At 42.1% G+C, this 14,117-nt stretch carries 12 protein-coding genes; 5 read left to right on the top strand and 7 right to left on the bottom strand.

Annotated features, from left to right (window positions below):
- Positions 1-17: 17 nt before the first annotated feature.
- From mlaD to dxs, 6 genes are all read right to left on the bottom strand, one after another.
- The gene (mlaD, locus tag NQU59_RS05465) at positions 18-695 is read right to left on the bottom strand and encodes an outer membrane lipid asymmetry maintenance protein MlaD (protein WP_005238530.1); all 678 of its coding nucleotides are present in this window, start codon (positions 693-695) and stop codon (positions 18-20) included.
- Entirely contained in the window at positions 695-1,474 is a 780-nt protein-coding gene (mlaE, locus tag NQU59_RS05460) for a lipid asymmetry maintenance ABC transporter permease subunit MlaE (RefSeq protein WP_005238529.1), read from the bottom strand. Before mlaE ends, mlaD begins: the two co-directional genes overlap by 1 nt.
- Entirely contained in the window at positions 1,471-2,289 is an 819-nt protein-coding gene (locus NQU59_RS05455; protein ID WP_005238527.1) for an ABC transporter ATP-binding protein, read from the bottom strand. Before NQU59_RS05455 ends, mlaE begins: the two co-directional genes overlap by 4 nt.
- Positions 2,290-2,707: 418 nt before the next feature.
- The gene (locus NQU59_RS05450; protein WP_257065287.1) at positions 2,708-4,624 is read right to left on the bottom strand and encodes a DEAD/DEAH box helicase; all 1,917 of its coding nucleotides are present in this window, start codon (positions 4,622-4,624) and stop codon (positions 2,708-2,710) included.
- A gap of 585 nt (positions 4,625-5,209) precedes the next feature.
- Positions 5,210-6,040 carry an inositol monophosphatase family protein gene (locus NQU59_RS05445; RefSeq protein WP_005238523.1) on the bottom strand — a complete coding sequence of 277 codons (831 nt, stop codon included), beginning with the start codon at positions 6,038-6,040 and terminating at the stop codon, positions 5,210-5,212.
- A 133-nt stretch (positions 6,041-6,173) separates the two neighbouring features.
- Positions 6,174-8,069, bottom strand: coding sequence for a 1-deoxy-D-xylulose-5-phosphate synthase (dxs, locus tag NQU59_RS05440; protein ID WP_257065286.1), 1,896 nt, complete (start codon positions 8,067-8,069; stop codon positions 6,174-6,176).
- 304 nt (positions 8,070-8,373) lie between these two features.
- Here dxs and ribA point away from each other — a divergent pair, with 304 nt between their 5' ends.
- From ribA to aroE, 5 genes are all read left to right on the top strand, one after another.
- On the top strand, positions 8,374-8,976 hold the full coding sequence (ribA, locus tag NQU59_RS05435; RefSeq protein WP_257065285.1) for a GTP cyclohydrolase II: 603 nt from the start codon (positions 8,374-8,376) through the stop codon (positions 8,974-8,976).
- A 130-nt stretch (positions 8,977-9,106) separates the two neighbouring features.
- Positions 9,107-10,048 (top strand): oxygen-dependent coproporphyrinogen oxidase, encoded by a 942-nt coding sequence (gene hemF, locus NQU59_RS05430; RefSeq protein WP_005238520.1) that lies wholly within the window; start codon positions 9,107-9,109, stop codon positions 10,046-10,048.
- Positions 10,049-10,155: 107 nt separating this feature from the next.
- The gene (locus NQU59_RS05425; RefSeq protein ID WP_005238519.1) at positions 10,156-10,428 is read left to right on the top strand and encodes a type II toxin-antitoxin system Phd/YefM family antitoxin; all 273 of its coding nucleotides are present in this window, start codon (positions 10,156-10,158) and stop codon (positions 10,426-10,428) included.
- Positions 10,422-10,859 carry a type II toxin-antitoxin system VapC family toxin gene (locus NQU59_RS05420; protein WP_257065284.1) on the top strand — a complete coding sequence of 146 codons (438 nt, stop codon included), beginning with the start codon at positions 10,422-10,424 and terminating at the stop codon, positions 10,857-10,859. The genes NQU59_RS05425 and NQU59_RS05420 overlap by 7 nt, the downstream gene beginning before the upstream one ends.
- Before the next feature lie 49 nt (positions 10,860-10,908).
- Complete coding sequence (gene aroE / locus NQU59_RS05415) at positions 10,909-11,697, top strand: shikimate dehydrogenase (RefSeq protein WP_257065283.1); 789 nt, start codon at positions 10,909-10,911, stop codon at positions 11,695-11,697.
- A 64-nt stretch (positions 11,698-11,761) separates the two neighbouring features.
- Here aroE and NQU59_RS05410 read toward each other — a convergent pair whose 3' ends face one another.
- Positions 11,762-14,068 carry a hypothetical protein gene (locus NQU59_RS05410; protein ID WP_257065282.1) on the bottom strand — a complete coding sequence of 769 codons (2,307 nt, stop codon included), beginning with the start codon at positions 14,066-14,068 and terminating at the stop codon, positions 11,762-11,764.
- Between the last annotated feature and the right edge of the window lie 49 nt (positions 14,069-14,117).

Raw genomic sequence — 14,117 nt, 5'->3', positions numbered from 1 at the left:
CAATCTCCTAACCTGAATTACTCAACGAAAGATGGTTCTGTACCAACAGCAGCTGGTTGTGAAGCTGAACCTTCGGGAGCTGTTGAGCTAGATGTGGCTTTACCAACGCCACCAGTAATAAATTTACTGATTAAATCTTCTAAATCCATTGTACCTTGGGTATTTGAAACCACATCACCACGTTTCAAGTAATGCACACCACCACCTGGGACAACTTTCAAATATTTTTCACCTAAAAGACCATTGGTTGCAATCATTATATAAGCATCTTCATCCAAACTGGTGATGGAGGTCATGTTGCTGATAAGTTGCTGTTCCATTTCTTTTTGTTTCGCCGCATCAGCTTGTTGATAATCAGAGCTGTAATGCAATTCTTCAAGTGCATTTTTCTGAACTTCTTTCAACTGTTCCGGGTTAAAGCTGGTCAACTTGCCATCTAGATCAAATTTCACTGTTGCCAAACGTGTTACAGGATCCAATGTAATCGATTCAACGCGACCAATGGTCACACCGCTCATCGTCACTTTTGCACGTGGTTTTAAACCATTTACGTTATCAAACTGTGCTGTCATGCTATAGCTATCACGTAAATTAGTACCCACTAAGCCACTGACTTTCATCGCAAGAAAAAAAAGAGCGATACCGAAGATAATGACAAAAATACCTACGGCCAGCTCACTAGTACGTGATTTCATTAAATCCCTCCGAACATGACCGCAGTCAACACGAAATCAAAACCTAATACACAAAGAGAAGAATAGACCACCGTTCTCGTCATCGCAGTCGCAATCCCTTCTGGCGTCGGGTCACAAGCATAACCTTGATAGACCGCTACCCATGTACAAATTAAAGCAAAGACAATGCTTTTGATGATGGTACCATTGAAAATGTCATGCCAGAATTGCACACTGTTTTGCATTCCACTCCAAAACGACCCTTCATCCGCACCTAAAAAATCAACACCCACCAGCTTGCCACCAACAATACCAATGGTTGCAAAAATCACGGTGAGCATCGGTAAACTGATGATCCCCGCCCATAATCGTGGTGATACGATTTGTCGAAGTGGATCAACCCCAATCATTTCCATACTGGCAAGTTGTTCACTCTGTTTCATGGAACCAATTTCAGCTGTTAAAGCAGAGCCTGCCCGACCCGCAAACAATAAGGCCGCAACAACCGAAGCCAATTCACGCAAAAGTGTTAATGAAATTGCAGTACCGAGCATTGCCTCACTACCAAATGTAACAAGAATGCTATACATCTGTAAGCCAAGAACAGCGCCGATAAATAAGCCTGAAACAGCAATAATCAGCAGCGACATGACCCCAACACGATACATCTGATAGATAAAACGCTGAAAACCACCTTTCGATGGCATAGAAAATAAAACTTGCAGGAGCATCAATGCCGCAGCACCAATCCCCTTTATCCGCTCAATAACGAGTCTACCTAACCAGGCAATCGCATTCATGGACGAACCTCGTTATCTAAATATGCTTGGTGAGTAAATTGATATTCAACAGGACCCTCAGCCGAACCTGTCAAAAATTGCCGAACAAAAGGTGAGGCATGATTTTTTAATTGTTCAGGCGAACCTTCTCCCTGAATTTTCCCTTCTGCAACCACATAAATATAATCGGCAATTGAAAGCGTCTCTGCGACATCATGTGAAACAATAATGGTCGTCAAATCCAGAGCTTCGCGCAAAGAGCGAATTAAACGCGTTAAAACCCCCATGACTATTGGGTCTTGTCCAGCAAATGGCTCATCATACATAATCAATTCAGGATCAAGTGCGATTGCACGCGCCAATGCGACACGACGATTCATACCGCCTGATAGCTCCGATGGCATCAATTGCTCAGCCCCTCGCAAGCCAACAGACTCCAGTTTTAAGCCAACCAGCTCAGCTATCAGATGTTCAGGCAATTGGGTATGTGCACGAATCGGAAAAGCGACATTTTCGTAAGCGGACATATCGGTAAATAATGCCCCACTCTGAAATAGCATCCCCATACGCGCACGGGCAGCAAATAACTCATGACGAGACATGGTGGCAATATTTTTACCATCAAGCAGAATTTCACCTTGGTCAGGACTGAGCTGCCCACCAATTAAACGTAATAAAGTTGTCTTGCCTGTACCTGATGGGCCCATAATGGCAGTAATTTGACCACGTCTAATTTTAAGGCTGATATCGTCATAAATGACGCGTTCTCCTCGATTAAAGCTCAAGTTTTTAACTTCAATTAAGGCTTCGCTATCGAGAGGAGATTTGTTATTCATAATGGCATTCTTTCCTGCACTTTTTATGCACGCATACTATACACTGAAACATTAAACGCTTGTTTTTATTTTGATAAACGATGTATCAAGATTATTTAATTTATGTAGTTATTCTTTGAATCAGTTTGCTTCATCGTATGTTGAGAACTCACCTTATACGTGTCTGAATGATTGCTATCAAAAAGCGCATAAGCGAAAAATAAACCATTACAGAGCATCAAGATCACAAATAGACATGGTAATCCTTCACTACACATGAAAGACCACAATTGACTCAAAAGACTGTTATTTTGCTCAATCTTATTCATTTCTTATATAAAGTTTGAATTAGTACACATTTTTTAGATTTTACATGACTAAGACAAAATAAAAAAGCCAGTTTTTCAACTGGCTTCTTGTTTTTATCGGTTTTTAACGATTAAAAATCGTTTTTGCGACGACGGTCGCCACCGAAAGTTTCTTCACGTGAACCACGTGCTGGGCGGTCATCGCTACCAAACTTACGTTTTGGACGATCATCACCACCGAAACTACGTTTTGGACGGTCATCACCAAAGCTACGCTTTGGACGGTCGCCAAAGCCACCTTCACGTTGTGGACGATCACCAAAATCACGTTTTGGACGGTCACCGAAGCTACCTTCACGACGTGGTTTGTAGTCTACACGGTTGCCACGGTTGTCATCATTCGAATCAAAACGTGGTTTATCATTGAAGCCACCTTCACGACGTGGACGGTCAGAGTTGAACTCGCGACGTGGACGGTCTTCACCACCGAAGCTACGCTTTGGACGATCATCAAAACCACCTTCACGACGTGGGCGATCTGAATTGAACTCACGGCGTGGACGGTCTTCAAAACCACCTTCACGGCGTGGACGATCAGAGTTGAACTCGCGACGTGGACGGTCTTCGAAACCACCTTCACGGCGTGGACGATCTGAATTAAATTCGCGACGTGGACGATCTTCACCACCAAATGATGGACGTTCGCCACGAGGTTTGTCATCGAAGCTACGACGTGGACGATCATCACTGCCTTCACGACGTTTGAAGTTACCTTCACCTTCAAAACGACGACCACCGCCGAAACCACCGCGACCACGACCGCCGCCATCACGACCACCGCGACCACGACCACCGCCATCACGGCCTGAACGTGCAGGAGGTGGAGATGGCTCTAAACCTTCGATTTCAGATACATTTAAACGTGCATCTAAATAATCTTCTAAAGCACGGATTTTACCACGCTCACGGTAAGTCGCTAAAGTTACCGCCTGACCTGTACGGCCAGCACGACCTGTACGACCAATACGGTGTACATAGTCTTCATTTTTCATCGGTAAACCGAAGTTAATGACGTGAGAAATGGTTGGTACGTCTAAACCACGTGCTGCTACGTCAGTTGCAACCAAGATTTTTGCACGACCTTCACGAATGCTACGTAAACGACGGTTACGTACTGTTTGTGGCATTGCACCGTGCAACGCAACAACTGAGTGACCTGCTTCAGCCAACTCTTCAGCCAGCATATCAGTATCTTCTTGGGTACTTGCAAACACAACAGCTTGGTCTACTGACTCATCAGACAACCAATGTGTTAATAATTTTTTCTTGTGTTCAAAACCATCCGTCCAATGTAATGTTTGCGTTACATCAGTGTTGGTGCTGTGACCCGTTTCAATCGCAATACGTTGTGGATCATTCATCATGCGTTCAGCAAGACGGATAATACGATCTGCAAAAGTTGCAGAGAACATCAACGTTTGGTTACGGTTAGCAGCTAATTCACCAATCGCTTCTAAATCTTCAGCAAAGCCAAGATCAAGCATACGGTCAGCTTCGTCAACGATTAAAGATTCAACTTTATCAAGCTTTAATTGACGACGGTTTACAAGGTCAAGTAAACGACCTGGAGTCGCAACAACTACTTGTGCACCTTTAAGCTGTTGGATTTGTTTACCAAAAGGCATACCCCCCATAATTGCAGCAATACGAACACCTTTCATGTGACGTACAAATGCAATCGCGTCTTGGCTAACTTGTTGAGCCAATTCACGTGTAGGAGAGATAACTAAAATTGTCGGCTGGGTGACAGCTTTCATGCGCTCTTTAAATGGCACGAAAGTTTCCTGACCCGCTAACGCGTTTAATGTAGGAAGTAAGAATGCTGCTGTTTTACCAGAACCAGTCTGGCTTGAAACCAATAAATCTTTTCCTTCTAACGCAGCTGGAATCGCTTGTTCTTGCACAGGAGTTGGCGTAGTAAAACCCAAACCTTCTAGGGCTTGTTGTAAAGTTTCGTGCAAAGAAAATTCGGCAAAAGTTTTGCTCATAGAGAGTTTCACCCTAAAGGGTGCTCCATTTTAATAAATACAAAAAATAGACATCGGCAACAAGCGGCAAAGCGACTCAAGCTGAAAATAGATGAAATTCAGCGGCGATCCGAATAACGACGATGTGGACTAAACGCACGCTTGATTACTGCCTCAACCTGAAGAATCGCTAAGCGATTTGGGCGCAAGATGTGGTCCTCTCTATGGACAGCGTGCGCTAATATGAATAGAACTGAATGTTCAGGTAATGAACTGGAATTTAAGTGCGTTGGCGGATTATAGCAGAATAATTTTAAAAGTCACGTTTTTTAGTTGGTTTTTCTATGCGGTAAGTTTTTTATTGGCCTTCCAACTTCGATCACACCAATAAATACACCCACATTCTTCAATAGGTTTTTAACTCTTTAATTCAAAATATCAGTAAGTTAAAACTCAAAGACCCATCCATTAGATCTTGTTTTCGTTCTCAAATAATTTTCAGAATTTTAACCACAATTCATGTCAATAAAGCTCACTCTGAATCTGCAAAAATTTCTCCAAAATAAAAAGCCCTCAAATATTGAGAGCTTTTTTGACATCTACAAATTATTTTGCAGCATCACCCCAAGCTGGGACAACGGCTTGCATCAATGGTTTTAACATTTTAAGCGAACATGCAAGCACTTGACCATTGTCAAATGATTCACTACCGCCACGCGCATCAACCACAACACCACCTGCTTCTTTCACAATTAACTCACCCGCAGCGATATCCCACGGTTTTAAGCCTAATTCAAAGAAACCATCAAAACGACCAGCAGCAACATAAGCCAAATCTAATGCAGCAGAACCACCGCGACGGATTTGTGCGCCTGCTTTAGTTACAGCCAATAATGAAGCGAAATGCTGTTCTGCATAAGAAACGATTTCACCATTGCGCTTTGCACGGTACGGATGACCGACAGCAAGGAAAGTATTTTCCAAGCTATCTTTTACATTGACACGAATACGGCGTTGATTCATGACTGCACCGCGACCACGGCTAGCAGAGAATAATTCATCACGGACTGGATCATAAATCACACCGTGTTGAGTCACACCTTTATGTTGTACAGCAATCGAAATACAGAAATGCGGAAAGCCGTTGATAAAGTTTTGCGTACCATCTAAAGGATCAATCACCCAGCACCAATCTGCATCGTGACCTTTACCTTCTTGCATACCAAACTCTTCACCAAGGAAGCTGTGGTTTTTATAACTTTTACGAAGCGTTTCAATTGTCAATTCTTCCAGGTAACGATCAACACGCGTTACTGGACCATCAATGCCTTTTTCTTCAACTTGTAAATCGAGTTTATGACGATTCTGATGTGCCTTTAAAAGCTCTTGACCAACTGTTTGAGCCGCACGCGCAGCCATAACCACCATAGGTTCCATTGAACACCCACTACAAATTTGAAGATTTTGACAAAGAATAATGCATAAAAGCGCGTATATTCTAGCAAATATAAGCGCTTTTAGGGGAAAAATGTTGCGAAAAATTATTTTCGCTTTTACATGAACTTATACATTAAAACCAAACTTGTTCAATTGAAGTCAGAATTCCTTGTCCATCTAAGCCACAATCATGCAACATTTGTTGATGCGTCGCTTGATGTAAGAAGCTATCTGGTAAACCCAGGTTCAAAATCGGCTTAAGAATACGTGCTTGTGCCAGAAATTCATTCACCGCACTGCCCGCACCAGCCATCACCGCATGCTCTTCAACCGTCACAAACAATTGGGTACTTTCAGCAAGATCACGAATAATTTGCTCGTCTAGTGGTTTCACAAAACGCATATTTACCACACGCACACCAATCGCATGTTTATGAGCAAACTGTTCAGCAGCATCAATAGACGCTGCAACACGGCTACCAAAGGCAAGGACACTAATCTGTTGTTCAGCATCTGGATTGAATTCAGCCACGATTTCAGCTTTACCAATGTCTAAAGCAGTCATCTGCTGTTGAATTTCAACACCTGTACCTGCACCACGCGGATAACGTACCGCCGTTGGACCTTTATACAGATACGCGGTATGTAGCATTTGACGACATTCATTTTCATCTTTCGGTGCCATAATGACCATGTTTGGTACAGTACGCATATACGCATAGTCATATGCCCCTGCATGGGTTGGACCATCTTCACCCACCAAACCTGCACGATCAATACCAAAAGTGACATCAAGATTCTGCAAGGCAACATCGTGAATCAACTGATCGTAACCACGTTGCAAGAAGGTTGAATAAATCGCAACAACCGGTTTTAACCCTTCACACGCCATACCCGCCGCTAAAGTCACTGCATGTTGTTCAGCAATCGCAACATCAAAGAAACGTTCAGGATATTGCTGTGCAAATTTAACCATGCCTGAGCCTTCGCACATCGCCGGTGTAATCGCAAGCAGACGTTCATCTTGAGCAGCCTCATCACATAGCCATTGCCCAAATACATCTGAGTATTTAGGTGGTGATTTTTTTACGGGTGCTGCTGAAGCGGGTGCAATTTTAGTAATGGCATGATAGGTAATCGGATCTGCTTCCGCAGGCGCAAAACCTTTACCTTTTTTGGTATAAATATGAACTAGGCGTGGACCTTTACGTTTTTTAAGTGCATGGAAAACCTGTGACAGTTGTTCCACATCATGTCCGTCAAATGGGCCGAAATAATCAAAACCGATTGCTTTAAATAAATTATCAGCGGCATCTGTCGCAGATTGATGCAAACGTGAATTATAGGTCCACTTTGGATGAGGTTGAACATAGGCTTCACCCTGTTCATTCACATTGACCAATTGACCTGTTTCCCAAATGGCTGCCAGATGTTTGGCAAAACCACCAGTACTACAAGAGATCGACATATCATTGTCATTCAGCACGACGATGAGATCGGCATTATGGGCAACTGCATCATTCATGGCTTCAAAGGCCATTCCCGCAGTCATTGCACCATCTCCCACAATCGCCACTACATCACATGGATCTTTTTGATAACGACGTGCCAATGCCATGCCCAGACCTGCTGAGATAGCAGTCGATGAGTGACCGACACCAAACGTATCAAACTCAGATTCATCACGTGCAGGGAATGCAGCCAAGCCATTCTTGCTGCGAATGGTGCTAATACGTTCACGGCGTCCTGTCAGTACTTTATGTGGATAAGCTTGATGGCCCACATCCCACACCAAACGATCATCAGGCGTGTTAAAACAATAATGCAAGGCAACCGTCAGTTCGATCACCCCTAAATTAGCACCAAAGTGTCCACCACTTTGTCCTGCTGCATACAAAATATATTGACGTAACTCATCCGCCACCTGTTCGAGCTGACTTTGTTCGAGCTGACGTAATTGTTGTGGATGATCAATTCCATCTAACAATGGCGTAACAGGACGTTGAGTTGGAATTTCGGTATACAACATAATGTGGCAAAGCCTTTTTAAGCCTGGCAAATCCGAAGCTGGGTTAAATGGGGGCAATCATACAATTAAATATGATCTACCTTCAATCAGCCACATGTGCAAATGACGCAGTGCTGAACATTTGCATGTCAATCTTAATGACTGGCTCGCAGATTATCCTGAATTATGTCACTGTTTATCAACCATTATTGTGTGCTTTATATGAAAAAGAAAAACTTATGTGAAAAATCAGAAATTCCAATTCACGCAATCTTCATACATTGAGCTATACTCAGACTGTTTTTATTATCATAGTGAGTTCTCTGTGCCGATTGAATTTATTGCAACATCAAAGCTACCAACCGCTTTTGGTGACTTCAATATTTCCGTGTTTCAAGACCCTGAAACGGGTGAAGAACATGTGGCGCTTTCTAAAGGTTTAGAAACTGCTCCAGATAAGCCCATACTGGTGCGTATCCACTCTGAATGTTTGACGGGTGATGCCTTTGCTTCGCTTAAATGCGATTGCGGACCACAATTACAGGCGACTCAACGTTTGATTAATGACGCAGGTCAAGGCGTGATTTTATATTTACGTCAGGAAGGTCGAGGCATTGGCTTAACCAATAAAATCCGTGCCTATGCCTTGCAAGATCAAGGTCATGACACCGTTGATGCCAACCTGCTATTGAACTTGCCTGCTGATGCACGTCGCTATGATATGTGCAGCATTATGCTTGATCATCTTCAAGTCAAAGAAGTGAAATTAATCACCAATAATCCTTTGAAATTAAAGGCTCTGACTGATTTAGGCATCAATGTAGTTGATCGAGTTCCTTTAACTGTGGGCCGCAATCCATTCAATGAACAATATTTAAAAACCAAACGTGAGCGTATGGATCATCTTTATAAAAAAGATGACTTCTAATTCACTTTATAGAACGTTTAAAAATAAGTCAGTTAAGGGATTTTTATTGTAAAAAACAAAAATCCCTTACTTTTTTTATGGGTTTTATGTTTTGATATAGCCTATTCCTAGTCACTTTACGAGGATCATCATGCAGCACCCAACTTCAGCTGATATTCAACGTGTTCGTGAGTTTTTACTCGATCTACAGGCACGGATTTGTGCAGGACTAGAGCAACAGGAACGTGCAGGCGGTGGCGCCGCTGAGTTTATCATTGATGATTGGCAACGAACCGAAGGTGGCGGTGGCCGCTCTCGTGTTTTGCAAAATGGTGAAGTGATTGAAAAAGGTGGGGTGATGTTTTCCCACATCAACATCAGTAAACTGCCCGCTTCTGCGACTGAACGTCATCCACAAATTGCGGGCGCAAAGGCACAAGCGTTGGGCGTATCGCTGGTGATTCACCCGAAAAATCCACATATCCCAACTTCGCATGCCAATGTTCGCTTATTTGTCGCTGAGCCTGAAGGTCAAGATCCAGTGTGGTGGTTTGGTGGTGGTTTTGATTTAACCCCTTTCTATCCTGACGAGCAAGATGTTCTTAACTGGCACCAAACTGCGTATGACCTGTGTCAGCCCTTTGGCGACACGGTTTATGCGGAACATAAGCAATGGTGTGATGACTATTTCTATCTAAAGCATCGTGATGAACAGCGTGGCGTGGGTGGTCTATTCTTTGATGATTTAAATCAATGGGATTTCGAAACCTGCTTTAAATACATTCAAGCCGTGGGTAATGGTTATTTAGCAGCGATCTTGCCAATTTTTGAAAAGCACCGTGAGCAGCCGTATACCGAAGCACAACGTGAGTTCCAGCTGTATCGTCGTGGTCGTTATGTCGAATATAATTTGGTTTATGACCGTGGTACCTTGTTTGGCTTACAAACAGGTGGGCGTATTGAATCAATTTTGGTCAGCTTACCTAATCTGGCAGGTTGGTCGTATCGCCCTGAGTGGGATGCGGACTCAGCAGAAAAACGTCTTACCGATTATTATCTAAAACCAAGAGATTGGTTGAGTTTGCAGAAGTAAAAAGCGGCAATCCCTAATATTTCTATTAGGGATTTTTTTGATTATTGAAATAGACATTTCCACCCTTAAAAATGTACAATAAAAATGTACAATAAAAAGGATTAAAAATGTCTAATATCTCATTTACACATGCCCGAGCGAATCTCGCTAAATTAATTCAGCAAAGCCAACAGGGTCAAAGAACCTTTATTGCCCAACATGGGCATACTTCGGCTGTTCTTATTTCTTATTCTGAATATAAAAAATTACAAGGTGAGCCAGAAAACTTCATGCAGGCTTGGGAAAACTGGCATCAACAAGCACTTCAAGAATTAAATACTGAGAATACTGACTTTCAAACTGAACGAGACACTAGCCAAGGACGTGAGTTTTCATGGTAAGCCAAATCAGTTATTTACTTGATACCAATATCATTTCTGAATTGGCTAAACCTCAACCGAACTCAGCCGTTTTACAACAATTTTATGTCGCGCAACATGAAATTTCGATTTCAAGTATCGTCTGGCATGAATTACGCTTTGGCTGGTTGAGAATGCCTGATGGACAACGCAAGCAGCTCATCACAAAATTTTTACATGATGTGGTGAGTCTGATTCCGATTTTGGATTATGATGCGCAAGCTGCAAAAATCCATGCAGAAATTAGAATACAAACTCAGAAAATGGGAAATAATATTCCTTTTGTTGATGGACAGATTGCAGCTATTGCGATGGCTCAGGGCTTAATTCTAGTCACTCGGAATACCACAGATTTTCAAGCCATAGAAGGATTACGGCAAATCAATTGGTTTACCGACACTATAGATCGCTAAACAACTCAACATATTCCTTGATCATTCTTATGATATTGGTGAATCACTCATGACCAAACAATTTGCTGTTATTGGAAATCCGATTGAACAATCCCGCTCACCCGAGCTTCATCATGCGTTTGCAGCAAAAACTGGGGTCGATCTACACTATAAAAAAATTCTTGCAGCCTTAGATGGTTTCGAAAGTGCTGTAAAAGATTTCTTTGCACACAACGGCATCGGCATGAATGTCACCGTACCTTTTAAAGAACAAGCCTTTTCCCTTTGCGACCAACTGACTGAACGTGCCAAGATTGCCAAAGCCGTCAATACCTTGTGGATGCAGGACGGCAAACTGTATGGTGATAATACTGATGGTCAAGGCTTGGTTGCAGCGATTCAGGCTTTAAGTTGGGAACTTAAAGAGAGTCGTATTTTAATTTTAGGTGCAGGTGGTGCAACCCGTGGTGTCATTTATCCGCTGGTGCAGGCAGGTGCAAAACAGATTGTGATTGCCAACCGTACCCTCGCCCGTGCTGAACAACTGGTTGACGATTTAAAAGATGCTGTTCCACAAACTCAGCTTAAAGCGATTGGCTTAGATCAGTTAACGGGCGAGTTTGATTTTGTCATTAATGCAACCTCTGCAAGTTTAACTGGTGATCCGCTTCAACTCCCTGAAAATTTAGTATTTCATCATGCTTATGAAATGGCTTATGGCAAACCCTCGAGCTTTCTAGATCAGGCCAAACAACGCCAAGTCCCCTCTACTGATGGTTTTGGGATGCTGGTGGGGCAAGCGATTGAAGCATTTTCGATCTGGAACGGAGTAAAACCAGAGTTAAAAGACTTTTTATAATCATCAAAATACAAAAATAAAAAACCTGCACTTTGCAGGTTTTTTTATTGGGGGGATAAAGAAATTATTTCACGGTCAGCATCTTCTGATATACCTGTTTAAAAATCTCATAATCAATAAATTCGTTATGTTCGATTTTTAAAGACTGTATTGATTTTTCAGACAGTTTATTCTTACGTGCATCCACGTACACTTGTCCCAAGATGTTAGCCGTTTGTCCAAGCAAGACTTTTTCCTCATTTGAAGCACCATTTTGCTGTTCGAACTGGATTTGATATTGCTTGGCAAATAACTGTTGCGGCTGTTTATATTGCGACTGAAGTTTTTTCCACGCCTGACGGTCTTTATCGCCATGCATCGCATCCACTACAATACGATTCACCGCTTGACCTAATTTGTCATCGAACTGGCCTTCATTTTCAAGATGATGCTTCTTCTGTAAAGCCTCTATATTTTGCAGGGCCTTACCTTCTGGATTATAGTCGTCTTCACTGGCATACCAATATGCGTACACGCTGGCAATTTCTTGCAGCTCTTGGCTTGAATAACGCTGTACAAGTTGAGGTGTGCTTTCCGTTAATTTCGCAATGAATACGGCTTTATAAGTTGCTTCATAGGCGTGCGTTGCATCATACCGTTGCTCAGCAATCACTTTGAGTTGATCTTCCAAAGACAGGCTATACGGCTCTGCTGAACGCTCTTGGACACCCGTCTGACCTAATTTCTCAGAGAAGCTATTTACAGCTTGTTCCAGCATTGATCCCTTGCTTGTTTCAGCCCAAGTCTTCGCACGTTTCAATTGCACCTGATCAATTGGTGTCGCTTTGCCATAATTTGAAATCAACATATCAGCTTTGACACTAAAACGTGACTTCAATTCAGATAAGCCATAGTTCAAATCATAGTCTAATTTAACCGCGCGGCCTTGAGCATCCAAACCAACATCCATAATAAATGGATTTCGTTTTTCAACTGGTGGTAAGGCTTTGACAATATCCGCTTGATGCTTAACCCAAAGTGCCTTAAATGCCTGATCATCAATAAATTGATTTTGATCATATGCAGCAAACTGTTTTTCTACCGTTTGCAGTTTGGCAATATAATCCAAGAAACCTGATTCTGCTTTCTGCCCACCAAAAACATCAATGTCATACACACTTTGGCAATACTGTGCATCGCCATAGGTCGCTTTTGTTACGCTTTGCAATGCTGTACATTGCTCTTTGCTTAAACCCACTTCCTCATCATCCGCCATTGCAACTGAAGCCTCAGCATCAGTCACCTGCGCTGCTTGTGTTGCATCTTCCGCCGCATCTGTACTCCCATCAACCGTATCCTCTTCGGTATCCTCCACACCAAAATGTTGATTCACCAGACGATACAGTTCCTGACTCACGACACTGGCATCATCAACAGCATCTTTCTTACTCAATAATGAAGCTGTTTTTGCTGATTTAGATGGGCTCGCAGCATCCACCTCACTGGCAATCAACTTTTCCAGGTTTTCTTCTTTGATATTGAGAACACTTTGCATAAAGTATTTTTCATTGATTTTACTATACAAGTTCGCTTGTAAAATCAGCTCTTCAATCGAACTTTTTAAACGGATTTTCTCTACGATTCCTGCGGCCTGTTCAGCAGAAGAGACTGGTAAAGCCTGAATATTATGTGGATCTGCAAGACGATAATACACGGCACTGGAAGCTTTCACGTAGTCAGCAAATTTTTTGTAATCCACTTGCTTGAACAAATGCTGGTATTTAGAAAAATCCAAATAGGCAAGATTATTTTGATTTTCTTTATTGACCAAATATGGCATCAAAGCAAAGTAATTGATGTAAAACTTATAATTGTTCAAATCAAGCACCATCGGTACTTTCGCCTGAACTAACAGGGTTGGCTTCTCATAACGTGCGGTTAAATTAAATGATCCAACTTTCTGACGATAATGTACTGAACCATCATATTCAAACTGCATATCATTCAGCACATTGGCCATAATTTCGGTGAATTTATCAGCTTTAGATCGGCCATAACCTTTTTGCTCTTGTGCCAACGCCACATACAAAGCCTGTTTCTGCCGGTTGTTTAAATTGACCTTCTGATCTCTTAAGTATTGATCTATTTTTTGCTTCACTGCTGCATCTAAAGCTGAATTGTCTTCTTTTGCCTTACTTTTAGTCTGGTCAGACTCTATCTGGATTTTAAATTTTCCACGATAATCATAACTCGGATATTCATATATCGCATTGATGCTATTGATGGCCTTTTGTTCCAGACCTGCCGAAGCTGTATTGGTTTTAATGACATGTTGAGAACATGCTGAGAGACTCAGCCCCATTAAACATAAAGTTAAATATTTTAGACGCATAGCTTTACCAAACACCTTTATATCATTATATTTTCAATTCTAAAATTGA

This window comes from Acinetobacter colistiniresistens, from assembly GCF_024582815.1.
Lineage (GTDB): Bacteria > Pseudomonadota > Gammaproteobacteria > Pseudomonadales > Moraxellaceae > Acinetobacter.
This window is presented reverse-complemented; position numbering and strand designations above follow the sequence as displayed.

What these genes read in the sequence shown, in the direction of transcription:
- mlaD (WP_005238530.1), bottom strand. Translation starts at nt 695, where the DNA reads ATGAAATCACGTACTAGTGAGCTGGCCGTAGGTATTTTTGTCATTATC.
- mlaE (WP_005238529.1), bottom strand. Translation starts at nt 1,474, where the DNA reads ATGAATGCGATTGCCTGGTTAGGTAGACTCGTTATTGAGCGGATAAAG.
- NQU59_RS05455 (WP_005238527.1), bottom strand. Translation starts at nt 2,289, where the DNA reads ATGAATAACAAATCTCCTCTCGATAGCGAAGCCTTAATTGAAGTTAAA.
- NQU59_RS05450 (WP_257065287.1), bottom strand. Translation starts at nt 4,624, where the DNA reads ATGAGCAAAACTTTTGCCGAATTTTCTTTGCACGAAACTTTACAACAA.
- NQU59_RS05445 (WP_005238523.1), bottom strand. Translation starts at nt 6,040, where the DNA reads ATGGAACCTATGGTGGTTATGGCTGCGCGTGCGGCTCAAACAGTTGGT.
- dxs (WP_257065286.1), bottom strand. Translation starts at nt 8,069, where the DNA reads ATGTTGTATACCGAAATTCCAACTCAACGTCCTGTTACGCCATTGTTA.
- hemF (WP_005238520.1), top strand. Translation starts at nt 9,107, where the DNA reads ATGCAGCACCCAACTTCAGCTGATATTCAACGTGTTCGTGAGTTTTTA.
- NQU59_RS05425 (WP_005238519.1), top strand. Translation starts at nt 10,156, where the DNA reads ATGTCTAATATCTCATTTACACATGCCCGAGCGAATCTCGCTAAATTA.
- NQU59_RS05420 (WP_257065284.1), top strand. Translation starts at nt 10,422, where the DNA reads ATGGTAAGCCAAATCAGTTATTTACTTGATACCAATATCATTTCTGAA.
- aroE (WP_257065283.1), top strand. Translation starts at nt 10,909, where the DNA reads ATGACCAAACAATTTGCTGTTATTGGAAATCCGATTGAACAATCCCGC.
- NQU59_RS05410 (WP_257065282.1), bottom strand. Translation starts at nt 14,068, where the DNA reads ATGCGTCTAAAATATTTAACTTTATGTTTAATGGGGCTGAGTCTCTCA.